The 24,051-nt window shown below is 57.5% G+C and carries 23 protein-coding genes; 9 read left to right on the top strand and 14 right to left on the bottom strand.

Translation table 11 applies throughout. From position 1 onward, the window contains the following. The first annotated feature begins 57 nt into the window (after window positions 1-57). From ACR8BF_RS14255 to ACR8BF_RS14240, 4 genes are all read left to right on the top strand, one after another. Window positions 58-942, top strand: a complete 885-nt coding sequence (locus ACR8BF_RS14255; protein WP_434745160.1) for a DUF6024 family protein — start codon at window positions 58-60, stop codon at window positions 940-942. A 105-nt stretch (window positions 943-1,047) separates the two neighbouring features. Further along, a complete protein-coding gene (gene adk, locus ACR8BF_RS14250) occupies window positions 1,048-1,692 on the top strand; it encodes an adenylate kinase (RefSeq protein WP_090963185.1) in 645 nt (214 codons plus the stop codon). A 113-nt stretch (window positions 1,693-1,805) separates the two neighbouring features. Continuing rightward, window positions 1,806-2,765: a ferrochelatase gene (gene hemH, locus ACR8BF_RS14245; protein WP_179896671.1), complete on the top strand. Its 960-nt coding sequence runs from the start codon at window positions 1,806-1,808 to the stop codon at window positions 2,763-2,765. A 57-nt stretch (window positions 2,766-2,822) separates the two neighbouring features. After that, window positions 2,823-4,124 carry an inosine/guanosine kinase gene (locus tag ACR8BF_RS14240; protein ID WP_434745159.1) on the top strand — a complete coding sequence of 434 codons (1,302 nt, stop codon included), beginning with the start codon at window positions 2,823-2,825 and terminating at the stop codon, window positions 4,122-4,124. A 63-nt stretch (window positions 4,125-4,187) separates the two neighbouring features. On the opposite strand, the gene ybaL is transcribed toward ACR8BF_RS14240, so the two are convergent. After that, window positions 4,188-5,882: a YbaL family putative K(+) efflux transporter gene (gene ybaL, locus ACR8BF_RS14235; RefSeq protein WP_179896667.1), complete on the bottom strand. Its 1,695-nt coding sequence runs from the start codon at window positions 5,880-5,882 to the stop codon at window positions 4,188-4,190. 579 nt (window positions 5,883-6,461) lie between these two features. Here ybaL and ushA point away from each other — a divergent pair. Then, window positions 6,462-8,177 (top strand): bifunctional UDP-sugar hydrolase/5'-nucleotidase UshA, encoded by a 1,716-nt coding sequence (gene ushA / locus ACR8BF_RS14230; protein WP_218928150.1) that lies wholly within the window; start codon window positions 6,462-6,464, stop codon window positions 8,175-8,177. 34 nt (window positions 8,178-8,211) lie between these two features. On the opposite strand, the gene ACR8BF_RS14225 is transcribed toward ushA, so the two are convergent. Next, entirely contained in the window at window positions 8,212-8,643 is a 432-nt protein-coding gene (locus tag ACR8BF_RS14225; protein ID WP_179896664.1) for a multidrug/biocide efflux PACE transporter, read from the bottom strand. Between the two features lie 89 nt (window positions 8,644-8,732). Here ACR8BF_RS14225 and ACR8BF_RS14220 point away from each other — a divergent pair, with 89 nt between their 5' ends. Continuing rightward, window positions 8,733-9,602, top strand: a complete 870-nt coding sequence (locus ACR8BF_RS14220; RefSeq protein WP_179896662.1) for a LysR family transcriptional regulator — start codon at window positions 8,733-8,735, stop codon at window positions 9,600-9,602. Here the strand turns inward: ACR8BF_RS14220 and ybaK are convergent. From ybaK to copA, 3 genes are all read right to left on the bottom strand, one after another. Beyond that, window positions 9,599-10,078, bottom strand: a complete 480-nt coding sequence (ybaK, locus tag ACR8BF_RS14215) for a Cys-tRNA(Pro)/Cys-tRNA(Cys) deacylase YbaK (protein ID WP_179896660.1) — start codon at window positions 10,076-10,078, stop codon at window positions 9,599-9,601. The two genes, ACR8BF_RS14220 and ybaK, sit on opposite strands and share 4 nt — an antisense overlap. A 174-nt stretch (window positions 10,079-10,252) precedes the next feature. Next, entirely contained in the window at window positions 10,253-11,056 is an 804-nt protein-coding gene (locus ACR8BF_RS14210; protein ID WP_179896658.1) for a TraB/GumN family protein, read from the bottom strand. Window positions 11,057-11,127: 71 nt separating this feature from the next. Next, the gene (copA, locus tag ACR8BF_RS14205) at window positions 11,128-13,641 is read right to left on the bottom strand and encodes a copper-exporting P-type ATPase CopA (protein ID WP_434745158.1); all 2,514 of its coding nucleotides are present in this window, start codon (window positions 13,639-13,641) and stop codon (window positions 11,128-11,130) included. Between the two features lie 97 nt (window positions 13,642-13,738). On the opposite strand from copA, the gene cueR reads away from it, so the two are divergent. Next, window positions 13,739-14,143 (top strand): Cu(I)-responsive transcriptional regulator, encoded by a 405-nt coding sequence (gene cueR / locus ACR8BF_RS14200; RefSeq protein WP_179896654.1) that lies wholly within the window; start codon window positions 13,739-13,741, stop codon window positions 14,141-14,143. On the opposite strand, the gene ACR8BF_RS14195 is transcribed toward cueR, so the two are convergent. The 5 genes from ACR8BF_RS14195 to tesA form a co-directional block, all read right to left on the bottom strand. Continuing rightward, a complete protein-coding gene (locus ACR8BF_RS14195; RefSeq protein ID WP_179896652.1) occupies window positions 14,131-14,577 on the bottom strand; it encodes an NfeD family protein in 447 nt (148 codons plus the stop codon). The genes cueR and ACR8BF_RS14195 overlap by 13 nt on opposite strands. Then, the gene (locus tag ACR8BF_RS14190) at window positions 14,577-15,491 is read right to left on the bottom strand and encodes an SPFH domain-containing protein (protein ID WP_090963162.1); all 915 of its coding nucleotides are present in this window, start codon (window positions 15,489-15,491) and stop codon (window positions 14,577-14,579) included. The genes ACR8BF_RS14195 and ACR8BF_RS14190 overlap by 1 nt, the downstream gene beginning before the upstream one ends. 58 nt (window positions 15,492-15,549) lie before the next feature. Continuing rightward, entirely contained in the window at window positions 15,550-16,407 is an 858-nt protein-coding gene (locus tag ACR8BF_RS14185) for a thioredoxin family protein (protein ID WP_292989771.1), read from the bottom strand. 76 nt (window positions 16,408-16,483) lie between these two features. Then, window positions 16,484-17,260: an SDR family oxidoreductase gene (locus ACR8BF_RS14180; protein ID WP_313699781.1), complete on the bottom strand. Its 777-nt coding sequence runs from the start codon at window positions 17,258-17,260 to the stop codon at window positions 16,484-16,486. Between the two features lie 30 nt (window positions 17,261-17,290). Further along, window positions 17,291-17,917, bottom strand: coding sequence for a multifunctional acyl-CoA thioesterase I/protease I/lysophospholipase L1 (gene tesA, locus ACR8BF_RS14175; RefSeq protein WP_179896645.1), 627 nt, complete (start codon window positions 17,915-17,917; stop codon window positions 17,291-17,293). Here tesA and ybbA point away from each other — a divergent pair. Both ybbA and ybbP read left to right on the top strand, forming a co-directional pair. Further along, window positions 17,885-18,571 (top strand): putative ABC transporter ATP-binding protein YbbA, encoded by a 687-nt coding sequence (gene ybbA / locus ACR8BF_RS14170; RefSeq protein WP_179896643.1) that lies wholly within the window; start codon window positions 17,885-17,887, stop codon window positions 18,569-18,571. The two genes, tesA and ybbA, sit on opposite strands and share 33 nt — an antisense overlap. After that, window positions 18,568-20,985, top strand: coding sequence for a putative ABC transporter permease subunit YbbP (ybbP, locus tag ACR8BF_RS14165; protein ID WP_434745157.1), 2,418 nt, complete (start codon window positions 18,568-18,570; stop codon window positions 20,983-20,985). The genes ybbA and ybbP overlap by 4 nt, the downstream gene beginning before the upstream one ends. 83 nt (window positions 20,986-21,068) lie before the next feature. Here the strand turns inward: ybbP and purK are convergent, their stop codons facing one another. From purK to ppiB, 4 genes are all read right to left on the bottom strand, one after another. Beyond that, window positions 21,069-22,133 carry a 5-(carboxyamino)imidazole ribonucleotide synthase gene (gene purK, locus ACR8BF_RS14160; RefSeq protein WP_434745156.1) on the bottom strand — a complete coding sequence of 355 codons (1,065 nt, stop codon included), beginning with the start codon at window positions 22,131-22,133 and terminating at the stop codon, window positions 21,069-21,071. Then, complete coding sequence (gene purE, locus ACR8BF_RS14155; RefSeq protein ID WP_179896637.1) at window positions 22,130-22,636, bottom strand: 5-(carboxyamino)imidazole ribonucleotide mutase; 507 nt, start codon at window positions 22,634-22,636, stop codon at window positions 22,130-22,132. The genes purK and purE overlap by 4 nt, the downstream gene beginning before the upstream one ends. Before the next feature lie 130 nt (window positions 22,637-22,766). Continuing rightward, complete coding sequence (locus ACR8BF_RS14150; RefSeq protein WP_179896635.1) at window positions 22,767-23,483, bottom strand: UDP-2,3-diacylglucosamine diphosphatase; 717 nt, start codon at window positions 23,481-23,483, stop codon at window positions 22,767-22,769. Then, a complete protein-coding gene (gene ppiB / locus ACR8BF_RS14145) occupies window positions 23,483-23,977 on the bottom strand; it encodes a peptidylprolyl isomerase B (RefSeq protein WP_010259052.1) in 495 nt (164 codons plus the stop codon). Before ppiB ends, ACR8BF_RS14150 begins: the two co-directional genes overlap by 1 nt. Window positions 23,978-24,051 lie beyond the last annotated feature (74 nt).

Here is a 24,051-nt window from a genome sequence, read left to right as displayed (position 1 = left end):
ATATTCCGCCTCGCCTGACCTGCGCTTACGCCGCACACTCCCTGAAGCGAGACAGCCATGGCACACGGCCCTTTAACCTCTGAAACATCAGCAGAGGCGCGCCATCGGTTACGCCTGGCGCTCTCACGCTTTTACCGGCTGGAGCAGTTTGATCTCTTCTTCGCGCCTTCACTCCATGTGGCGCAGGTGCTACTTTCTCAGCTGTTTCTTCGGCAGGAACAGGCGCGCAATCAGCACCGTTATGCCTCACGTTATCCGGTCACCGAACTCAACAACCTGCCAGCGGTTCCGCTGATAGCGGGCACTATCAGGCTGGTCCCGCATGTCGAATTGCCTAATGGTCGTGTGCGCCCGCTGCAGGATTGCCAGAATCAGGGTGTGACAGAAGCGAGCGAGAGTTTTGCCAGCGTGCTGCATCAGAAACTGATCGACGAAGCCCATCTGTTTGTGACCCGACTGGATCGCCACGCAGAGATCTGCAGCGATCTGGTGCTGGTGGCATTGCGAACACATGACTTCAGTACGCTGGTTCGCAGCGAACTACGGCTGTTTGAACAGGGACTGACCCTGACCGCCATGCACGAGGCGCTGCGCCGCATCGACGATCCGCAATGGCGACCTTACAATGCCGCCACTGTCGATGCGCTTTCCCTGTCAGCCCCGCTGTCGCTGAACTCCTGCCATCAGCCCGGATTGCCGTTTGCCAGCTTTAACGTCCCGCCCTCGCTGATCGCTGCGTTGTCAGATGCGGAAGATGTGGTGAAATGGCCGCAGCTGGCGAGGCTGCAGCTGACTGCTAATGTGCGCGGCAGCGGCAAAAAAAGCGTCAATATGACGCACCATCTGAGTCGGCGACTGCAATTCCTGCTCAGCGCAGGCGGTAAATCTGAAAAAGCAGCAGGCAGGCCAGGTGGGTCGGGGTCAGGGCCAAAAAGCGACTAAAGTCGCCCCGCGCGATCCGCGCCCTTCCTTGTGATGAGCGGGTCATAATGGTATGTTCTTCCGCTTCTAAGATAGATCAATGCGATTCGCAAGGGGATTTACGCAATGCGTATTATTCTGCTCGGAGCTCCGGGCGCAGGTAAGGGGACTCAGGCCCAATTCATCATGGAGAAGTACGGCATTCCGCAAATCTCCACCGGCGACATGTTGCGTGCAGCAGTAAAAGCAGGCAGCGAGCTGGGCAACCAGGCGAAAGCCATCATGGATGCTGGCAAACTGGTGACCGATGAGCTGGTGATTGCGCTGGTTAAAGAGCGTATCACTCAGGAAGACTGCAAAAACGGTTTCCTGCTGGACGGTTTCCCGCGCACCATTCCTCAGGCAGATGCAATGAAAGAAGCCGGGATCAAAGTTGATCACGTGCTGGAGTTTGCCGTACCGGACGAACTGATCGTTGAACGTATCGTGGGCCGTCGCGTTCACGCGCCATCTGGCCGCGTTTATCACGTCACCTTTAATCCACCGAAAGTGGAAGGTAAAGATGATCTGACAGGCGAAGAGCTGACCACACGTAAAGATGATCAGGAAGAGACCGTGCGTAAGCGCCTGGTGGAATACCATCAGATGACCGCACCGTTGATTGCTTACTACAGCAAAGAAGCGGAAGCAGGCAACACCGCCTATCACAAAATCGATGGCACCCGTAAGGTGACCGAAGTGAGTGCCGAGCTGGCTAAGATCCTGGGCTAAGCCCAATGGGGCCGGTATTACTGGCCCCTTTTGCAGCGATTGCTTTTACCTCCCCCTGATTCCGCTACAATTTCCCTGTTTTCACGCATCCCCGTTGTCAGCAAGGAACTCAAATGAGGCAAGATCAGCCCGGCGTATTATTGGTTAATTTAGGCACGCCAGACGCCCCAACCACACCTGCAGTTAAACGCTATCTGAAACAGTTTTTAAGCGATCCGCGCGTTGTCGATGCGCCGCGCTGGCTCTGGTGGCCGGTTCTCAATGCCGTCATTCTGCCGTTTCGTTCGCCGCGCGTTTCTAAGCTTTATACATCCGTCTGGATGGAAGGCGGCTCACCGCTGCTGGTTTACAGCATGCGTCAGCGCCATGCCCTGGCGGCACGGGTCGATATGCCGGTTGAGCTGGGTATGAGCTATGGCAACCCGAGCCTGAAAAGTGCAGTCGATAAGCTGATGGCGCAGGGCGTAACCCGCCTGATTGTGCTGCCGCTCTATCCGCAGTTCTCCTGCTCTACCGTGGCCGCGGTGTGGGATGGTCTGACCGCCGTATTCAATGATTACCGTTCGCTACCTGACGTGCAGTTTATTCGCGACTACGCCGAACATCCGGCCTATATCGCTGCGCTGAAAGCGACGGTGGAGCGCTCATTTCAGCGGCACGGTCAGCCCGATCTGCTGGTGTTGTCGTTCCACGGCATTCCGCAGCGTTTTGCCAACGAAGGCGATGACTACCCGCAGCGCTGTGCGGATACCACGGCGGCCCTGGTTAAAGCGCTGGGTCTGCGTGACGATCAGTACATGATGACCTTCCAGTCACGTTTTGGTCGTGAGCCCTGGCTGATGCCTTACACCGACAAAACTATGGAAAGCTTACCCGCCAAAGGGATCAAACATGTTCAGGTGATGAGCCCGGGATTCTCGTCTGACTGTCTTGAGACGCTGGAGGAGATCAGTGGTGAAAACTGCGAAATTTTCCTGCATGCCGGTGGAGAAAAGTTTGAGTATATCCCTGCGCTGAACGCCGACGAGGCGCATATCGACATGATGGTGCAGTTGGTCGACGCACGCCGTTAAAGTGCAGGCGGAGAGTGTGATATCATTCTCCGTCTGTTTTTCCAGACGGCAGTCCCGATGAAATTTCCCGGCAAACGCAAATCCAAACACTACTTTCCTGTCAGCGCACGCGATCCCCTGTTACAGCCGGCCCAGCACGACATTGATGCTGGCAGCTGGGTGGTAGGTATCGATCAGACGCTGGTGGATATCGAAGCCAAAGTCGATGACGACTTTCTCGCACGTTACGGCCTGAGTGCCGGGCACTCACTGGTCATCGATAATGCCGTCGCGGAAGCGTTGTACAACGAGTTGATGCGCGAGGCGCTGATCACCCATCAGTTCGCCGGTGGCACCATCGGTAACACGCTGCATAACTTCTCGGTCCTGGCCGATGACCGCTCCGTACTGCTGGGCGTTATGTGCAACAACATCCAGATAGGCGGCTACGCCTATCGCTATCTCTGCAACACCTCAAGCCGGGTCGATCTCAACTATCTGCAGGGCGTCGATGGTGCCATTGGCCGCTGCTTTACGCTGATTGGCGAACATGGCGAGCGAACTTTCGCTATCAGTCCCGGCCAGATGAACCAGCTGCATGCGGATAATGTCCCGGAAGAGGTGATTGCCGGAGCCTCTGCGCTAGTGCTGACCTCTTATCTGGTGCGCTGTGCCGAAGGTGAACCGATGCCGCAGGCGACGCTACGGGCAATTGAGTACGCCAAACGCCACAACGTGCCGGTGGTACTGACACTGGGCACCAAACATGTAATTGGCGACAATCCCCAATTCTGGCGGGATTTCCTGCGTGATCACGTCACCATCGTGGCGATGAATGAAGAGGAAGCGCTGGCGCTGACTGGCGAAGCCGATCCGCTGCTCGCCTCCAACATGGCGCTGGACTGGGTAGATCTCGTGCTCTGTACCGCTGGTCCGATTGGGCTTTACATGGCGGGCTACACCGAAGACGAGTTCAAACGCAAAACCAACCATCCGCTGTTGCCTGGCGCAATTGCTGAGTTCAACCAGTATGAGTTCAGCCGTGTGATGCGCCAGCAGGATTGCCATCAGCCGCTGCGCATCTTCTCGCACATCGCGCCTTATATGGGCGGACCGGAAAAGATCATGAACACGAATGGCGCCGGAGATGGTGCGCTGGCGGCGTTACTGCATGACATCACCGCCAACAACTATCACAGCCTGAATGTGCCGAACTCCAGTAAACATGCGCGTCCGTATCTGACCTACTCGTCGCTGGCGCAGGTGTGTAAGTATGCTAACCGCGTCAGTTATCAGGTGCTGAATCAGCATTCGCCGCGTTTAACCCGTGGTCTGCCGGAGCGGGAAGACAGTCTGGAAGAGTCTTACTGGGATCGGTAAAGCGGGTCGTTGCCACACATAAAAAAAGCCCTTCTGAACAGAAGGGCTTTTTTTGAACACGCATCAGCGCACGACATCGCAGGGCTGTAAATCCTCGCCTTGCGTCATCTCATCCTGCAGGATTTGCAGCATACTGCTGGCAATCTCACGCTCACCCATTACGACGCGGGTGGCACCACGCTCCATGATGTATTCCACTTCATCGTCATAGTGGGCGCGGGCGATAATCTCAATATTTTGATGCTTTTCACGCGCCGCCGTTACCACTTCACCTGCTTCATAGCCATTCGGGATGGTCAGTAACAGCCAGCGGGCACAGTCGAGCCGGGCCAGCTCCATGGTGTCCGCGCGAGCTGCATTTCCCAGCACCGCTTTAATGCCTTGCTCGCGCAGCGCTTCAACCCGTGGGCGGGAGTTTTCAACCACCACCAGCGGCACATTAGCTTCAAGAAGCTTCTTACCAATCAGGCTGCCAACCCGGCCATAGCCGACGATCACCGCGTGATTGCAGAAATCCACCGGGATCTGCTTCTCATCTTCAACTGCTTCTTCCAGCGTTTGCTCTTCCATCGTCTCTGTTTTCGCCAGGAAACGCTCCAGTAGGGTAAACAGAATCGGGTTAAGCATAATCGACAGGATGGCGGCGGCCAGTACCAGGTTGCGGCCCTCATCATTCAGCAGACCCAGCGAGATACCCAGGCCGGCCAGGATAAAGGCGAACTCACCAATCTGTGCCAGGCTGACCGAAATAGTCAGAGCCGTACGACGCGAATGGCCGAGCAGCGACACCAGCAGCCAGGCGGCCATCGACTTGCCGACCACAATAATCACCAGCGCACCCAGTACCGCCAGCGGCTGCGTCACCAGAATCGACGGATCGAACAGCATGCCGACGGAAACAAAGAACAGCACGGCAAAGGCATCGCGCAGCGGCAGGGTATCGCGCGCGGCGCGGTGACTCAGTTCTGATTCGTTCAGCACCATACCGGCAAAGAAGGCACCCAGGGCAAACGACACATCGAAGAATTCAACCGCACCGAAAGCGATGCCCAGCGCCAGTGCTAATACCGCCAGCGTAAACAGCTCGCGCGAACCGGTGGCGGCGCTGCGGGCGAGGATCCAGGGCACGGCACGACGACCCACGACCATCATCAGCACCATAAAGGCAGCCACTTTACCGATGGTCCACAGCAGATCCCAGGCCAGCAGTCCGGCGCTGGCGTTGCCCTGTTCCATCATGCCGGCAATCGCAGGCAGCAGCACCAGCGTCAGCACCATCACCAGATCTTCAACAATCAGCCAGCCAATCGCAATCTGTCCGCGCTGGCTATCGATAAGCTGTCGTTCCTCCAGGGCGCGCAGTAGCACCACGGTACTGGCGGTAGAGAGGCAGAGGCCAAATACCAGGCCGGTCATCCACGACCATCCCAGCGTCCACGACAATCCCATTCCCAGTAAAGTCGCAACCGCGATCTGTGCGATGGCTCCGGGAATGGCGATCGACTTTACCGACATCAGATCTTTCATTGAGAAGTGCAGGCCGACACCGAACATCAGCAGGATAACGCCGAGTTCTGCCAGTTCAGGGGCGAGATTGGTATCAGCAACAAAGCCGGGAGTAAAGGGACCCGCCAGCACGCCTGCGAGCAGATAACCTACCAGCGGGGAGATACGCAGGCGGTGGGCAAGCATTCCAAGGAGAAATGCCAGAACCAGTGCTCCGACGATGGTAGTGATCAACGGTGTGGTGTGATGCATGCCTCTCTCCTTGTATACAAATGTATCCGCTTGTAACAAATGAGTTTAAAACAAAATCTATTCTTTCGCTGAGCAATTTGCGGGAATACCCAAAAAAACCACGTAAAAAAGCCAAATACGCAATCGAAAGGGTATTTTTATTCGTTATCCATAATATTGGCTGATTTGACGCTTTAAACCGGCCCGACTCAATAAAATTTATACGTTCTGAATGACGCTGGTGTGGCACGAATAAGGGTTAAATACGCACACAGAGTGGTTAAAGCCCATCAGCGGCACTTTTGCAGGCGTAAACAACGGTTTAACAACGTAGTTTACAGCCTGTCTCTGCCGGATTCGCAGAATCGGGCACCGTGGTGTCACCTCCTCGCAGACACTGTCACGCTTAGTAAAGGTGGACCAGGGTAAAAAAAAGGCATCGTCAGGCACGTGAGTGTGCATTGGCCTTGAGTTCGCCGGAGGAATATGCGACACAGTGGGGCAATGCGGCAGAAAATCGGGCCAGACGGTAATTTAAGGAGAATCACAGTGTTGTTATCTAAATGGACAGGGGTGGGCGTGACGCTACTGGTGGCCCTGATGCCGCTGTTTTCACAGGCCGCCCAGGCCGATCACACCTATCGTTTCAGTTTACTGCACACCAACGATGAGCATGGTCACTTCTGGTTTAATGAACAGGGGGAATATGGTCTGGCCGCGCAGAAAACCCTGATGGATACCCTGCGCTACGATGTGCAGTCCCACGGCGGTGGCGCATTGATCCTCTCTGCCGGTGATGTGAATACGGGCGTGCCGGAGTCCGACGAGCTGGACGCTGAACCCGATTTTCGTGCGATGAACCTGATTGGTTACGATGCGATGGCGCTGGGCAATCATGAGTTCGACAAGCCAATCACAGTCCTTCGCAAGCAGGAGAAGTGGGCGCGCTTCCCGCTGCTGGCCGCCAACGTTTACCAGAAAAGTACCGGTAAGCGCATGTTCAAACCCTGGGCGGTATTCAACCGTCTCGGACTGAAAATCGCCGTAGTCGGGCTGATCACTCCGGACACCGCAAAACTGGCTAATCCGGCCGGACTGACAGATACCGAGTTCCGCGATCCGATTGCGGAGACGGAGAAGGCGGTGGCCGAACTGCGCGCCACCGAAAAGCCGGACGTGGTTGTCGCGCTGACACATCTTGGCCACTATGACAACGGTAAGCATGGCAGCAACGGCATTGATGATGTCACTCTGGCGCGAAGCCTGCCTGCTGGCACCCTCGATCTGATTGTCGGCGGTCATTCGCATGACGCGGTTTGCATGGAGAAAGCGAACGTCAGCGTTAAAAATTATCAACCTGGCCAGCCGTGCAAACCCGATCAGCAGAACGGGATCTGGATTATGCAGGCCGACAAGTGGGGCAAATATGTTGGCCGCGGTGACTTCACCTTCCGCAATGGTCAGGTGACGCTGGAGGCTTATCAGCTGGTGCCGGTTAACCTTAAACACCAGATAAAGAATGCGGACGGCAGCGAAACCTGGCTGACCTGGCAGGAAGAGATCCCGAAAAACACCGCCATGATGAAACTGCTGATGCCGTTCCAGAAACGGGCCGAGGCGAAATTAACCGTGAATGTCGGCAGCGCTGAGGGCAACTTCAGCGGTGAAAAAGAGCAGGTTCGTTTTGAGCAGACGAATCTTGGCCAGCTGATTCTCCGCGCTCAGATGGCGCACACCAAAGCAGACTTTGCGGTAATGAGCGGTGGCGGTATTCGCACCTCGCTGAAAGCGGGCAAGCTGAGCTGGCGTGACCTGCTTCAGGTTCAGCCGTTTGGCAACCAGGTGGTCTCGGTCACTCTGACCGGTGCGGAGATCAAAAAATATCTGGATGTCGTGGCCAATATTCAGCCTGACTCAGGCGGCTACGCCCAGTTTGCCGGTATCAGCCTGACCGCCGACGGTAAGCAGGTCAGCGACGTCAGCATTAACGGTAAACCGCTGCAGGACACGCAGAGTTATCGCCTGGCGACCAACAGCTTCAATGCGGCGGGTGGCGACGGTTATCCGCGTCTGGATAATCATGCCGGGTATGTCAACAGCGGAGCTGTGGATGCGCAGGTGCTGCGTGACTGGATCAAGGCGCATTCGCCGGTGAAGGCCAGCGATTATCAGCCAAAAGAGCAGATTGTGCACCTGACCGATGAGCAGATTCGGGCACGGGATGAAGCAGCGGAAAAAGCGCGGAAGCGTAACTATCCAAAAATGATTCTGGCGTGGATCTGGCCGTGGGGGAATGAAACAGCCCGTACGCATTGAGCTTAACGGGAGGCGCTTGCGCCTCCCTTTTTTCTTACGCCTGGCAGGAGTGACGTCTAATCCAGCGCTCGCGCAGTTTGTCCCATACCCAGTTGTAGGCCATGGTGTAGGGCAGGAAGAAGAGGAAAAAGGCCACTTCTACCAGCAACGCCTGACCCAGAGAAATATCCAGCATCCAGGCCGCAATCGGCAGACCAATCAGGATAAACCCGCCTTCAAAACCCAGCGCATGTAACACACGCACGCCGGGTCCGCGTTTCTGGCCCGGCGCATAGAGCCTGTCAAATCCGCTGTTATAAATCATGTTCCATAGCATCGCGACCGTTGAGAGCATAATCGCCAGCGATCCCATCTGAAACAGCGGCTTATCCATCACCCATGCCGCCAGCGGCGAAACGGTCAGAATCGCCAGCGTTTCAAAGCAGACAGCATGAAGAATACGTTCTTTAATTGAGCGGGTACGCATTGTTAATTCTCCTTGAATAATGCGGCGCATTCTCACACGTCAGAATGCTAAGATAAAATGAACACCTATCGAAAAAAGCGATGGTTCAGATGCGTTACTCCCCGGAATCCCTTGAGGCTTTTATGCAGACCGTGGCGAGCGGTTCTTTCTCTGCGGCTGCGCGCGCGCTGGGTAAAAGTCAGTCCACCATCAGCGCGGCAGTGGCAAATTTAGAAGACGATCTCGGTTTCGTGCTCTTTGATCGCGCCGGTCGTCAACCCATTCTGACCGAGCAGGGACGCCGCGTAATTCCTCAGGTTCAGCAAATCCTCGCCGCCAGTGAGCGGCTGGATGCGCTGGCGATACGTCTGTCGCAGGGCGTTGAGCCCCGGCTGAGTTTTGCCATGTCCGATTTCTGGCAAACCGATCATCACGAACATCTGCTCAGGCAATTTGATGCCCGTTATCCGGAGATTGAACTGGAAGTCATGATTGCCGAAGATGGCGATGTGCTGGATCTGCTGCAGGCCGGGCGGGTTCATCTGGGCGTAGTGCGGGCACAACCTAATCTGCCGGTGGATATCGCGGTGGCAAGGCTGCAGGTGGAAGCGCAGATGGCCGTCTTTTTACATCGCGATCATCCACTGGCACAGCTTAATACCGTTAGCGAAAGCGAACTGGAAGGGGTTCGTCACCTGCGATTAAACACCTGGGTTGAGGCCTCTGAACCCACGCCAATGGGACGCATCTGGTCGGCGCCCACCTATTTACTGCTGCTGGAGATGGCGGAGCAGGGGTTTGGCTGGACTGTTCTGCCGCGCTGGCTGGTGAAGCAGTTTGGACATGACGTCCTGAAAGAGTTGTCGATGCCGGGCTGGCCGCAGCATATCGCTGTTGAGGTAGTCTGGTCGCGACGCACACCGCCCGGCCCGGCAGGTCGCTGGATGATCGATCAGCTTTGTGCACAGCCACGGGTTTAGTCGTGGCGGGCGATATCTGCAAACGGGGCGTCCAGCAGTCGTGAAAGATCCTGTGGAGCCAGTTCGATATCCAGTCCCCGCTTGCCGCCTGAGATAAACATGGCGTCAAACGTGCTGGCTGAGTGGTCAATCACCGTGGGCAGCCGTTTTTTTTGTCCCAGCGGACTGATACCGCCCACCAGATAACCCGTGACCCGCTGCGCCAGCTGCGGGTCAGCCATATCCGCTTTCTTCGCACCCAGCACTTTTGCCACCTTCCTGAGATCCAGCTGCGTTGATACGGGCGTAATCGCCACCGCCAGCTGTTTCGCCTCACCATTCAGCGCTACCAGCAGCGTTTTATAGACCTGGCGCGCATCCAGATTGAGTTTACGAACCGCTTCGTCACCAAAATGGGTTTCGTTGCTGTCATGCTCATAGGGATGCAGGATGAAGCTGACTTTTTGTTTTTCCAGCAATTTTACGGCGGGCGTCATACAGGTTCCTTACTAAGAAAAATCTTATTAAGCACAATCGTGGAAAAAGGTGGCGAAAATTTGTTCTTTGAGTGAGAATTAGCCGCGCGCCAGCAACCCGATTGCTGAGCGATAACCAAAATCATAAACAAATTCCTCTTTGACGGGCCGATAACATTATCGGCTCTCTTTTTTTCAGGGCTTCTTCAGCATCTCAGGCAGATTATCTTCGCCGTAAAGATGCAACGCACCGACCGCGACCACATAGTTTCCCGCCGCTAATTCCTGCAGCCTGCTACGCCATTGCGCATTACGCTGACCGATCAACGTATCATTCAGCGCCTGACTGAAGGTGGCGGGCAGGGTAATTTCCGGCTGACGTGGCGGTGTATCGAGCCACCAGCTCACCATCATTTGCAGCAGTCGTGCATTCGTATGCCAGTGCAGCAGCGTATCCTGTAACAGTGCCATGCCGTCATCCGGCAGCGCCGTCAGCAGGGCGATTTGTGCATCCGCGCCTTCCAGTTCAATCACCGGTTTATTAAAGCCTTTTGCTGCCTGCAACAGCTGATAATCAATGCCGTAGTCAGGCCGCAATCCCAGCCGTTGCGCCTGCTGTGCCTGTAACATCAGCGCCACCTGCCAGGCGGGCAGGTTATCAAACAGGCTCAGGTTGAGACTCATCTCCTGACACAGCGCGGTGAGCGTTTGCATCGCGCTGCTCTCAAGCCGGGTAGCGAGCGCAGGGCGATCGCCACGGTGATCAAAGGGCGAGCCACCCTGCGTAATATCGGCTTCCACAATCAGCGCATCCGCCTGCTGCAACTGTCGCAGCAGACGGGCAGGCAACGGCTGCATATCGCGCGTTCCCATGTGAATGCTACCTACCAGATGTAGCTGACGATCGCCAAGCCTGACATCCATCGCAGGCCAGCGGTAACTGGCGGGAAAAAGTTGGCTCATAAAGCCGCGCAGTGAGCGCCAAACGTTGCCTGTCATTCCCGGTCCTTTGCGATTCAAAACCCCATGCTAGCGACTTCAGAGAGTGAAAAACAGCGCTGAAACGGCGATTACTGGCGCGGCGGCCGGTAACGCAGCAGGCGGTTAGCATTGCTGACCACGGTAATGGATGACAGCGCCATTGCGGCACCGGCCACAATCGGGCTGAGCAGGGTACCGGTCAGCGGATAGAGCACACCTGCGGCCACCGGAATGCCGATGCTGTTATAGATAAATGCCCCAAACAGATTCTGTCGGATATTGCGCAGCGTCGCGGAAGAAAGTGCCAGCGCATCCGCCACACTGTTGAGGTCGGCGCGCATCAACGTAATACCCGCGGTTTCTACTGCCACATCGCTGCCGCCCCCCATAGCAATGCCCACATCGGCCTGTGCCAGAGCGGGCGCGTCATTAATGCCATCACCGACCATCGCGACGCGGCGGCCCTGCTGCTGTAACTGTTCGATGGCGGCCGCTTTGCCTTCCGGTAGCACGCCCGCAATAACTTCATCAATACCGACCTCGGCAGCAATAGCGCGTGCGGTATTTTCATGATCGCCGGTCAGCATAATCAGACGATAGCCCTGCTGATGCAGCCGCTTCAGGGCTGCGTCGCTTTCCGGTCGTAGCTGATCGCGCAGCGCAATCAGGCCGGTTAACTGGCCCTGTTCAGCCAGCAACACGGGTGTTGCACCCTGTTGTGTCAGGCGCGCAATCTCTGCTTCTGCCGCCTGATAATCGACACCGTTGTCCTGTAACAGCGCAGCGTTACCCAGCAGCAGTGTTCTGTTAGCCAGATTACCGCTGACCCCTTTACCGCGTATTGTACGAAATTGCGCTAACAGAGGCGGTTGTGTCAGTTTCGCCTCGGCGACAATCGCTTTCGCCAGCGGATGACCTGAGGCGAACTCCAGTGCGGCAGCGGTCGCTAACACGGACTCACGGCTGGCCTCACCCCAGACCAGCACTTCACTGACCTGTGGCTTGCCGGCTGTCAGGGTGCCGGTTTTATCAAACACCAGGGTATCTATCTGGCTGGCGCGCTGTAAGGCATCGGCGTCGCGCACCAGCACGCCCAGCTCGGCGGCGCGGCCAACACCGGCAATAATCGACATCGGCGTCGCCAGGCCCAGCGCACAGGGGCAGGCAATAATCAGGACAGTTGTTGCGATCACCAGCATGTAAGCAATCTGAGGCTGCGGTCCGAACAGATACCATACTGCGCCGCTGAGCAGCGCAATCAACACCACCACCGGGACAAAAACGGCGGAGATGCGATCGGCCAGACGGCCCACATCGGGTTTGCTGCTTTGCGCCTGACGTACCAGCCGGATAATGCGCGACAGGGTGGTGTGATTCCCGGTCGCCCGGGCGATAAATTCTACCGAGCCGTCCTGCACCAGGGTTCCGGCAAAGATCGCCGCACCCGGACTTTTGCTTTGCGGCACGGCTTCACCGGTCAGCATCGCTTCATCAAACCACGCGTCACCCGCGGCGATTTCACCATCGACCGGGACCCGATCGCCGGTGACCAGACGCAGCGTCATGCCAGGCTGAACTTCGCTGACTGGGATCAGCCGGTCGCCCTGTTGATCGACGAGCCGCGCCTGGGCTGGCGTCAGATCAAGCAGTCGTTCCAGCGCCTTAGATGATCGCTGACGCGCCCGCTGTTCCAGCGCATGTCCCAGATTGATCAATCCCAGGATCATGACGCTGGCTTCGAAATAGAGGTGGCGTGCCTGCGGCGGGAAGAAGTCGGGCCACAGCACCACGCTAAAGGAGTAGATCCAGGCCGCGCCTGTGCCGAGTGCCACCAGCGTATCCATGGTGGCGCTGCCATTGCGCAGACTGCGCCAGGCACTGCGATAAAAATGGTTGCCGGTCACGATCATGATCAGCAGCGTTACGATGCCCAGCGTCAGCCATGTGGTGTGATTGTGATCGGTGAGCATCATGTTGTCGCCCACCATGCCCCAGATCATCAGCGGCACGCCAAATACTAAGGCGACAGCCGCCTGCCAGCTGAAACGCCGCATCGCGCTGTGGGCGCTGAGCTGTTGCTTCTCACGTCGCTCCTGCTCGTCATCTACCACTTGCGCGCCGTAACCGGCGGCATCGACGGCAGCAACCAGTTGCTGCGGATCAGTATCGCCCATTACCAGCGCACTGCGTTCGCCGAGATTGACCCGCGCCTGACTGACACCCGCGACCTGCTGCAGCGCTTTTTCCACCCGACTCACGCAACTGGCGCAGGTCATGCCCTCAATCAGCAGCATATGGGTGGGTAATGTTTTTTCTGCCGGATAAGAAGCGGTCTCCGTTGTCAGCGCCTCCGGCGGCGGCTCCGATGCTGTCAACGGTTCAGACTTTGGGGAAGCGTCCGCTGTTTTCAGCGTCGCGTGATAGCCCGCCTGTTCGACGGTCGCGATCAGCGCAGCGGCATCCGCGTGACCGGAAACCTGCGCTTCCTGTTGAGTCACCTCGGCCTGAACAACATCGTCGCGCTGTTCCAGCGCTTCTTTAACGCGTTTGACACAGTGGCCGCAGGACAAGCCGTCCAGTGCCAGAGAAATGGTGTGTGACATAATGAACTCCTCTTGTAATCCCATTTGACCGATTGGCCAGTTTCGATTCATGCTTAAGCATAAACCTTCCATCAAGGGGAAGGTCAAGGGGACGAAAATGAACATCAGCGATGTGGCGAAAAAGACCGGGCTGAGCAGCAAGGCGATTCGGTTTTACGAAGAAAAGGGGGTGGTGACACCACCGTTGCGCAGTGAGAATGGTTACCGCACCTATAACGGCCATCATCTTGATGAGCTGAATCTGCTACGTCAGGCGCGGCAGGTGGGTTTCACGCTGGATGAGTGTCGCGAGCTGGTGGCGCTGTTCAATAATCCGTCACGCCATAGTGCTGATGTTAAAGCTCGTACCCTGCAGAAAGCCGATGAAATTGCCGCGCACATAGAAGAACTTCACGCCATGCGCGCTCGCCTGCTGGCGCTGGCCGACGCCTGTCCCGGTGATGACAGCGCCGAATGTCCCATCATCAACAACCTGGCCGGATGCTGCGGTCAGCGTGGCTGAATACGCAGGGTGATCCCCTCAATACCGACCACGACGACGGGCGTGCCCGCAGGTAGATCCTGATCCGCCTCAACCCGCCAGCTGCTGTCCCCGATACGCACGTGACCGGTGCGGTTATTCAGCGCGCTATCCAGCGTCAGTTGCAACCCGAGCATCTGGTTTCCGCGCTGATTGAGGGCATTAGGTCTCTGACGCACTTCACGATGGCGCATCCAGCGGTACCACAAAAAGACGCAGACCAGCGTCATGGCGGCAAACAGGGAACCCTGCGCCGTCCAGCTCACCGGCACAAACCATTCAATGAGGCCAACGATGACTGCCGCCAGCCCGCTCCACAGCAGATAGCCGCTGGTGCCCAGCATCTCTGCGGCCAGCAGTAATCCGCCCAGCGTCAGCCAGAACCAGTGCGGATGAGCGATAATGTCGACCAGCATCAGCGTTTCGACTCTGGACGTGATTCCTTCAGCAGTTCACCGATACCCGCAATCGACCCCAGCAGACTGCTTGCCTCAAGCGGCATCATCACCACTTTGCTGTTGTTGCCTTCACCGATTTTTTGCAGCGCATCGGTGTACTTCTGCGCCACGAAATAGTTGATAGCCTGAATGTCACCCGCCGCGATGGCTTCTGAAACCATTTTAGTGGCGTTAGCTTCCGCTTCAGCCTGACGTTCACGCGCCTCTGCCTGCAGAAATGCCGAAGTACGTTCACCTTCCGCTTTGAGGATCTGCGACTGCTTATCCCCTTCAGCCCGCAGGATAGCCGCCTGTCGTACCCCTTCGGCCGTCAGAATATCGGCGCGCTTGGTTCGCTCGGCTTTCATCTGCGCATTCATTGCGCCGATCAGCTCCTGTGGCGGACGCACGTCGCGAATCTCGATACGCGTGATCTTGACGCCCCACGGGTTGGTCGCTTCATCCACAATATGCAGCAGACGAGTGTTGATGCTGTCGCGCTGCGACAGCATTTCGTCCAGCTCCATGCTGCCAAGCACGGTACGCATATTGGTCATGGTGAGATTCAGGATCGCCTGCTCAAGATTACTGACTTCATACGCGGCACGCGCCGGATCAACGACCTGAATAAAACAGACCGCGTCGATGGTGACGTTAGCGTTGTCTTTGGAGATGATCTCCTGCGAGGGAATATCCAGTACCTGTTCCATCATATTGATCTTACGACCGACACGATCCATGAACGGTACCACCAGGCTTAATCCTGGCTGCAGGGTGCGGGTATAACGGCCAAAACGCTCAACCGTCCATTGAAAACCTTGTGGCACGATCTTAACGGTTGCCCAGACCGCCACCAGGGCCAGAATAATCAGGGCAGGAATGACAGTTATCATACAACCTCCACATTGTCAGATTAACGGGCCGAGTCGTTTCGGCCCGGGGTGCTGCTGGTTAGTACAGCAGGGAATAGAGCTGGCGACGATAACGCGCAGCCAGTGCATCGCCGGTACCCAGTGCTGCCAGAATCTCCTGCAGCATTTTACGCGCCTGACCATCAGCGGCATTAAGATCGGATTTCAGGAAGCTGAACAGCAGTTCCAGCGCTTCTTCATTACGACCCACCTGATGTAGCTGCAACGAGAGTTTAGCAGCCAGCCCGGCATTAGTCGGGTCCGCTTCCAGCTCGGATTGCAGCTGCTGAATCTCCGGCGTATCGGCAGCCTGTTTCAACAGATCGATCTGCGCCATCAGGCTCTGATAGCGGGTATCCTGATCCTGCAGGGGGACGACTTTCAGTACCGCTTCCGCTTCATCGCTGCGGTTCAGGGTAATCAGCACCTCCGCCAGCAGGAAACCAATTTCGCTCGACTGGTTGCTCAGCTGCCACGCATCTTTTAACAGCGGCAGCGCTTCCAGTGGTTTATCTTCCTGCATCAGCGCCATCGCCTGCTGCGCTTTCAGCTCTTCTTCGCGCGGCAGCACTTTCTCCAGCAGGGCGCGGATCGCGTCTTCCGGCTGCGGTCCCTGGAAGCCGTCAACCGGCTGACCATCCTGGAACAGGTAGACGGTTGGAATTGAACGCAGACCAAACTGTGACGCGACCCGTTGCTCTTTGTCGCAATCCAGTTTTGCGAGAATAAACTGACCCGCATACTCCTGCGCCAGGCGCTCCAGCACTGGCGTCAGCTCCTGACAGTGCTGGCTGCGCTCAGACCAGAAGTAGAACAGCACCGGCAGCTGCATCGACTGCTCAAGGGTCTGCTGCAGGTTAGATTCGTTGATGTCGATGATAGAAGCTTGTGGTGACATGGATAAGTCTCTTTGCAAAAAGTGTTCTAAGAATATGGGGCCAACTGGCACGGCTTCAAGCGCTATTGCACATGGCTTATTGATGGCTGCGCAAAATGCGATCCAGCATCCAGCCTGGCAGCAACCGTTTAAGCAGGCTCATCACGTGTGCGATCAGTGTCACTGGATAGCGTAAACGCGGATGTTTACTCTCGAGTGCATGACGAAGTTTAGGCAGAATGGCTTCCGCTGGCAGGGTAAAGCGAGCCGCGATGCCAGGGTTACGCACCGGGTTATGCTGTTCGCCCTGCGCCACATTGTCAGTAAAGCGGGTTTCAATCGGGCCTGGCTCGATCAGGCTGACCCGGATGCCGCGGCTGCGTACTTCAAGCCGCAGCGCATCGCTCCAGGCTTCCAGCGCATATTTACTGGCGGCATAGGCTCCCCGGCCTGGCGTGGAGATCAGTCCCAGCACCGAACTGGTGTTCACAATGCGGCCATCGCCGCTGGCCTGCAACGCGGGTAACAGCCGCAGCGTCAGTTGATGAACGCCGAAAAAGTTACTGGAAAACTGCCGCTCCAGCTGTTGACGGGAGAGGGTGTGCAGCGGGCCGTAAAGCCCAAAACCGGCGTTGTTGAACAGCGCCGCCAGACGGTTATCGCAAAGCGCGAGCACCGCGTCGGCAGCCTCATCCACGCTCTGTGGATCGTCGAGGTCGAGCTGCAACCCCTTAAAGCCCAGCGTGTTCATACGCGCGACATCGTCGGCTTTGCGGCAGGCGGCGATCACCCGGTAGCCCCGCGCCAGCAAATCGTGCGCGGCCACCAGGCCAATACCGCTTGAACAACCTGTAATCAGAATGGTTTTTTGCATTTCTTTACCCTATTTGCGCATCCAGGCGCGCTACGGCTGCTTAACTAAGGGGGCCAGTTCTTTTGCCATCAACCCGGCGATAAACGGCTGGGCATCAGGATTGGGATGAATACCATCCTGCTGCATCCACTCGGGTTTCAGATAGACCTGCTCCATGAAAAAGGGCACCAGAGGGATGTCATGCTGTTGGGCGAGTCCAGGATAGATGCCGCTGAACGCCTCGGTGTAGCGGCGGCCATAGTTGGCGGGCAGGCGGATCTGCATCAGCAGCGGCTTCGCATTGGCGGCTTTGACGTCGTCGATCACTTTACTCAGATTCTGCGCGATAGCGTCGGGCGGGAAACCGCGCAGACCATCGTTACCGCCCAGTTCGATTAACACCCATTGCGGCTGATGCTGTTTTAATAGCGCAGGCAGACGCGCCAGTCCCTGTGCGGCAGTATCGCCGCTGATACTGGCGTTGACCACTTTCGGTTTCTGCTCCCACTGCTTATTGAGCAGGCTGGGCCAGGCCGCCGTGGCAGACATGCGATAGCCCGCACTCAGGCTGTCGCCCAGCACCATCAGGGTATCTGCAGCAGCAAGACGTGATACCAGCAGAAGCATTAATAACAGGAAGGGATAATGCCAGCGGAAAACATTGTTGAAGTTCATCATCTTACTAAGTCCGTCGGTCAGGGAGAGCATCAGTTAACCATCCTTACCGGAGTTGAGTTGGTTGTCAAACCAGCCGAGACCATTGCACTGATTGGCGAGTCCGGCTCCGGCAAGTCAACCCTGCTGGGCATTCTGGCCGGGCTGGACGATGGCAGTAGCGGTGAAGTTCATCTGCTGGGGCAACCGCTGCACCAGATGAATGAAGAGCAGCGCGCGGCCCTGCGGGCCCGGCAGATTGGTTTTGTATTTCAGTCATTTATGCTGGTGCCGACGCTGAATGCACAGGAAAACGTGCAGTTGCCATCGCTGCTGCGCGGCGACAGTGATCGCCAGAGCCGCGAACAGGCACGTGAACTGCTGACGCTGCTCGGATTGGGTGAACGTCTGCATCATCTGCCCGCCCAATTGTCAGGCGGCGAGCAGCAGCGTGTCGCGCTGGCCCGCGCCTTCAGTGGTCGTCCAGGCCTGTTATTTGCCGATGAGCCGACCGGTAACCTCGATCGCAAAACCGGTGACCGCATAGCCGACCTGTTGTTTTCTCTTAATCGCGACTTTGGCACCACGCTGATTCTGGTGACGCATGATGAGCAACTGGCGGCGCGCTGCGATCGTCGATTGCGGCTGCGCGACGGAAAATTGTGGGAGGAGCAATGATCTGGCGCTGGTTCTGGCGCGAATGGCGCTCGCCCTCGCTGCTGATTGTCTGGCTGGCCCTGACGCTGGCGGTAGCCTGCGTACTGGCGCTGGGGTCGATCAGCGATCGCATGGAAAAGGGGCTGAATCAGCAGAGCCGTGATTTTATGGCGGGTGACCGCACGCTGCGCAGCACGGATGCTGCACCAGAAGCCTGGCTGGAAAAGGCGAGGGAAAGCGGTCTGACGGTCAGTCGTCAGCTGACTTTTATGACCATGACCTTTGCCGACCAGTCACCGCAGCTTGCCTCAGTCAAAGCAGTAGATGACCGCTACCCGATGTTTGGCACGCTGCAGACGCAGCCGCCAGGCCTGCGGCCACAGGCGGGCACCGCGCTGGTGGCACCGCGCCTGATGGCGCTGCTGAATCTGAAAGTGGGTGACATGCTGGACGTGGGGGATACCCGGCTGCGCATCAGCGGCGAGGTCATCCAGGAGCCGGATGGCGGCTTTAACCCGTTCGAGATGGCGCCGCGTCTGTTGATTAACCTGGCGGATGCGGCAAAAACCGGTGCGATTCAGCCCGGTAGTCGCATTACCTGGCGCTATAAGTTCTCCGGTAATCCCGATCAGCTGGCCAGCTACGACCGCTGGATTGAACCGCAGCTGAAGGCCGACCAGCGCTGGATCAGCGTGGATAACTCGGACGATGCGCTGGGCCGTTCGATGCAGCGCGCGCAGCAGTTTCTCCTGCTCTCGGCCTTGCTGACGCTGATGCTGGCGATTGCGGCCGTAGCGGTCGCCATGAGTCACTACTGCCGCAGCCGTTACGATCTGGTGGCAGTGCTGAAAACCCTGGGCGCAACGCATGGCGCGTTGCAGCGGTTGATCATCGGGCAGTGGCTGGCGGTGCTACTGCTGGCAGCGATTGCCGGTGGCGTGGTGGGACAGGGCGTGGAAGCGATCCTGATGACGATGCTGAAGCCGGTGCTGCCTGCCAGCTTACCGGCGGCCAGCGTCTGGCCGTGGATCTGGGCAGTAGGGTCGCTGTTTGTGATTTCGCTGCTGGTGGGTCTGCGCCCCTATCGTCTGCTGCTGGCAACCCAACCTCTGCGGGTGTTACGGCGTGATGCGGTGGCGAATCTCTGGCCATTGAAATTTTATATCCCGGTGATGATCGCCGTCGTGGTAACGCTGTTAGCCCTGCTGGTCGGCGGCAGCAAAATGCTCTGGGCGCTGCTTGCAGGTGTCGTGGTGCTGGCGGGATTACTGGCGTTACTCGGCTGGGGAACCTTGCTCCTGCTGCGCCGGCTGGTGGTGCGCAATCTGGCGCTGCGACTGGCGATCAACCGGCTGTTGCGCCAGCCCGGCATGACACTGAGTCAGCTGGCGGCTTTTTCACTGTCGTTTATGCTGCTGGCGCTGCTGCTGGTGATGCGTGGCGATCTGCTGGATCGCTGGCAGCAGCAGTTACCGGCAGATAGCCCGAACTTCTTCCTGCTGAACATGACGGCGGATCAGGTGCCGCAGGTGCGGGACTTCCTGCAAGCACACCAGATTAAACCTGAAACTTTTTATCCGATTGCGCGGGTGCGGCTCAGTGAACTCAACGGCAAACCGGCCGATCCAAAACTGGATAATGCCCTGAACCGCGAGCTCAATCTGACGGCGCTTGCCGATCGTCCGGATCACAATCCACTGGTGGCTGGCAACTGGCCGCCAAAAGCGGGTGAAGTATCGATGGAGGTGGAACTGGCGGATCGGCTGGGGCTGAAGCTCGGCGATACCTTAACGTTCGACGGCGATACGCAGACGTTCAGCGCCCGTATCACCAGTCTTCGTAAAGTAGACTGGGAAAGCCTCAAGCCGAACTTCTTCTTTATCTTCCCGCCGGGCGCGCTCGACAGCCAGCCGCAGACCTGGCTTACCAGCTTCCGCATGGAGGCGAATCCGGTTCTGCTGGCGCAGCTGAACCGAGCTTTTCCGGCGCTGAGTCTGCTGGATATCGGCAGCATTATGCGGCAGATCGGTCAGGTCTTGACGCAGGTCAGCCAGGCGCTGGAGATCATGGTAGTGCTGGTTACCGCCTGTGGTGTGTTACTGCTGCTGGCGCAGATTCAGGTCGGGATGCGACAGCGTCGGCAGGAGCTGGTGGTCTATCGCACGCTGGGTGCGGGGAAACGTCTCCTGCGCACAACGCTATGGTGCGAATTTGCGCTGCTCGGCGTGGTCTCTGGCGTGGCGGCCGCGATGGGGGCAGAAGCGGCGCTATGGGGATTACAGACAAAGATTTTCGACTTCCCATGGCAGCCTGACTGGACTTTATGGCTGGCGCTGCCCCTGTGTGGCGCATTGCTGCTATCGCTGTGCGGCGGCTGGCTGGGAATCCGGTTACTGAAAGGGAAGGCGCTGTTCAGGAAGTTTGATGCGGCATAAGGCAGGGCTGGCTAAGGCGGCATGAGGCCGCCTTTGACCTTTATCCGGAACGTTCCCAGAACCCGCAAGCGGGTAGCGGGAAACTACAGCTTTTCAACGGCCCAGGCGATGCCGCTGGCGTACTCTTCCGGCAGCTGAGGCACCAGCGCATTCAGCGCCGCTTTCAGCCGCTCTGCATTGCTGTCGGTGAGATTGAGGTGGCCTACTTTACGACCCGGACGCACCTCTTTGTCATACCAGTGCAGATGCACCAGCGGCTGTTGCAGCCAGTGGAGATTCACGTCAGTACCAATCAGATTAACCATCACCGACGGCGCAAACACCACCGGCTGTGGCAAGGCCAGGCCAAGAATGGCGCGCAGATGCAGCTCAAACTGGCTGATCGACGCACCGTTCTGCGTCCAGTGCCCACTGTTGTGCACGCGCGGCGCCAGCTCATTGATCAGCAGTCCGGCTGGCGTAACGAAACACTCCATCGCCATTACGCCGACGTAGTTCAGTTCCTGCATGATCGCGCTCAGCATCGCTTCAGCCTGCTGCTGCTGTGCCGGATCCGCCTGCGGAAACGCCACGCTGGTGCGCAGAATGCCGTCCTGATGCAGGTTATGCGTCAGCGGATAGAACACAACCGAGCCATCGTGACCGCGCCCACCCACCAGTGACATCTCACCGGAAAAGTTGATGCCCTGCTCAACGATACATTCGCCGTAGCACGCATCCGGCAACTGGTGCGTTTCATCAGCGCGCAGACGCCACTGACCCCGCCCGTCGTAACCGCCGGTGCGGCTTTTCACAATCGCCAGCTCGCCCAGAGAGTCAAACACCGCTGGCCATTCACTTTTATCGGCCAGTAACTGCCACGGCGCGGTGGCAAGCCCCAGCTGATCCAGCAGCTGTTTCTGCGTCAGACGATCGGCCAGACGTGGAAAAATATCACGGTTAACAAAGGCCGGATGGCTCGCCAGTTCGCGCGTCAGCGCGGTCTCGGGCCAGCGTTCGATTTCGGCGGTGATCACGCTATCGGCGATAGGCAGGGCAGCAGGATCGGCATCCAGACCCACCGGATACACCGCGATGCCCAGTGGCTCACCCGCCTGACGCAGCATACGACCTAGCTGGCCGTTACCCAGTACGCAAACCGGCTTCATGCATCCACCCGCGGATCAGGATGGTTCAGCACCTCATCAGTCTGGCTCTGACGCCAGGTAGTCAGACGTGACGCCAGCGCACTGTCATGCAGCGCCAGAATCTGCGCCGCCAGCAGCGCGGCATTGGCAGCGCCCGCCTTGCCAATCGCCAGCGTCCCGACCGGAATACCGCGAGGCATCTGCACAATCGAATAGAGGCTATCCAGGCCGCTCAGCGCAGCGCTCTGCACCGGCACACCCAGCACCGGTACCAGGGTTTTGGCCGCCAGCATTCCCGGCAGGTGTGCCGCGCCACCTGCGCCAGCAATAATCACCTGAAAACCGTTTTCGGCTGCCGTTTCGGCGAAGCTGAACAGTTTATCCGGGGTGCGGTGCGCAGAGACGACTTCAACATGAAAAGGAACGTCCAGGCTGGAGAGGATTTCAGCGGCGAACTGCATGGTGGCCCAGTCACTTCTGGAACCCATAACAAGGGCGATGCGGGCCGGGGCGTTGGATGACATGCGGTCAACTCCTGTGAATGAACAAACAGACCTGGCCGGGCGGACAGGTTTTGAAGGGCACCGAGAATAGCATGAGAAGCACGCAAGGAAAACGGTTGCGTCGGCCTGACGTCAGGGAGTTACCTGCAGATTAAAAATCGAAATGGATAAGCTGAATGCCGCTGGCGTCGAGCTGAATCATAGAACCCCGGCTGTGCCAGGCGCCCAGCACAGCGCGTTGCGCCGTTTCACCCTGCAGGCTCAATGTATGAATGTCAGGACGATGGGTATGACCATGAATGAGCAGCGGTACCTGCTGGCGCAGCATGGCAGCGGCCACGGCATCCTGGTTTACATCCATGATGGTCTGGGATTTGTGCTGGTTGGCCTGTTTACTGTCGGCGCGCATCCGGGCGGCAATGCGTTTGCGTATCCACAATGGCAGCGCCAGGAACAGTCGCTGGATCCACGGATTGTGCACTTTGGCACGAAAGCGCAGATAACCCACATCGTCGGTACAGAGTGTATCGCCGTGCATGATGAGTAGTCGATGGCCGTAGAGCGTCAGCACCTGCTCTTCCGGCAGCAGCGTCATGCCACAGGCCTGCGCAAAGCGTCGGCCAATCAGGAAGTCGCGATTGCCATGAATAAAGTAAACCGGAACCGGCAGGGCGCGCAGGGCGCGGGCAATCTGATGATGCAGGGGATCGGGATCGTCGTCGCCAATCCAGGCTTCAAACAGATCGCCGAGAATATAGAGCGCGTCGCAGTGGGGCGCTTCGCGCTGTAAAAAATGCAGAAAACCGGCGGTAATCGCCGGTTCTTCCTGACACAGATGGAGATCTGCGATAAACAGCGTGCGCGACATTACTCGCTGACGGTCACTTTCTGAATAACGACGTCATCTTTTGGCACATCCTGGTGCATGCCGCTACGGCCAGTAGAGACCGCTTTGATCTTCTCGACCACATCCATGCCTTCAACCACTTCAGCGAACACGCAGTAGCCCCAGCCCTGAACGCTTTCGTCACGGAAGTTCAGGAAGTCGTTGTCAGCGACGTTAATGAAGAACTGTGCGGTCGCAGAGTGCGGCGCAGAGGTACGTGCCATTGCCAGCGTACCTTTGGTGTTTTTCAGGCCGTTGCTCGCTTCGTTCTGAATTTCGGCTTTGGTTTCTTTCTGCTTCATGCCCGGCTCGAAGCCGCCGCCCTGAATCATAAAGCCGTTGATTACGCGGTGAAAAATGGTGTTGTCGTAAAAACCTTCACGGCAGTAATCCAGGAAGTTCTGTACGGTTGCCGGCGCTTTATCATCGAAAGTTTTGATTACGATATCGCCATGGTTCGTCTGGAAAGTTACCATTTTTGTCGTCCTGTAAAGGTTGTCATCAGTTGCTGAGGTCGCGTTGTCGATCGGCGACCCCCTTTTTGTCGACC

Origin of the sequence: Candidatus Pantoea rara (assembly GCF_051136265.1) — a bacterium.
GTDB lineage: Bacteria > Pseudomonadota > Gammaproteobacteria > Enterobacterales > Enterobacteriaceae > Pantoea > Pantoea rara.
Note: the sequence above shows the minus strand (reverse complement) of the source record. Positions and strands in the feature narration are given on the sequence as shown.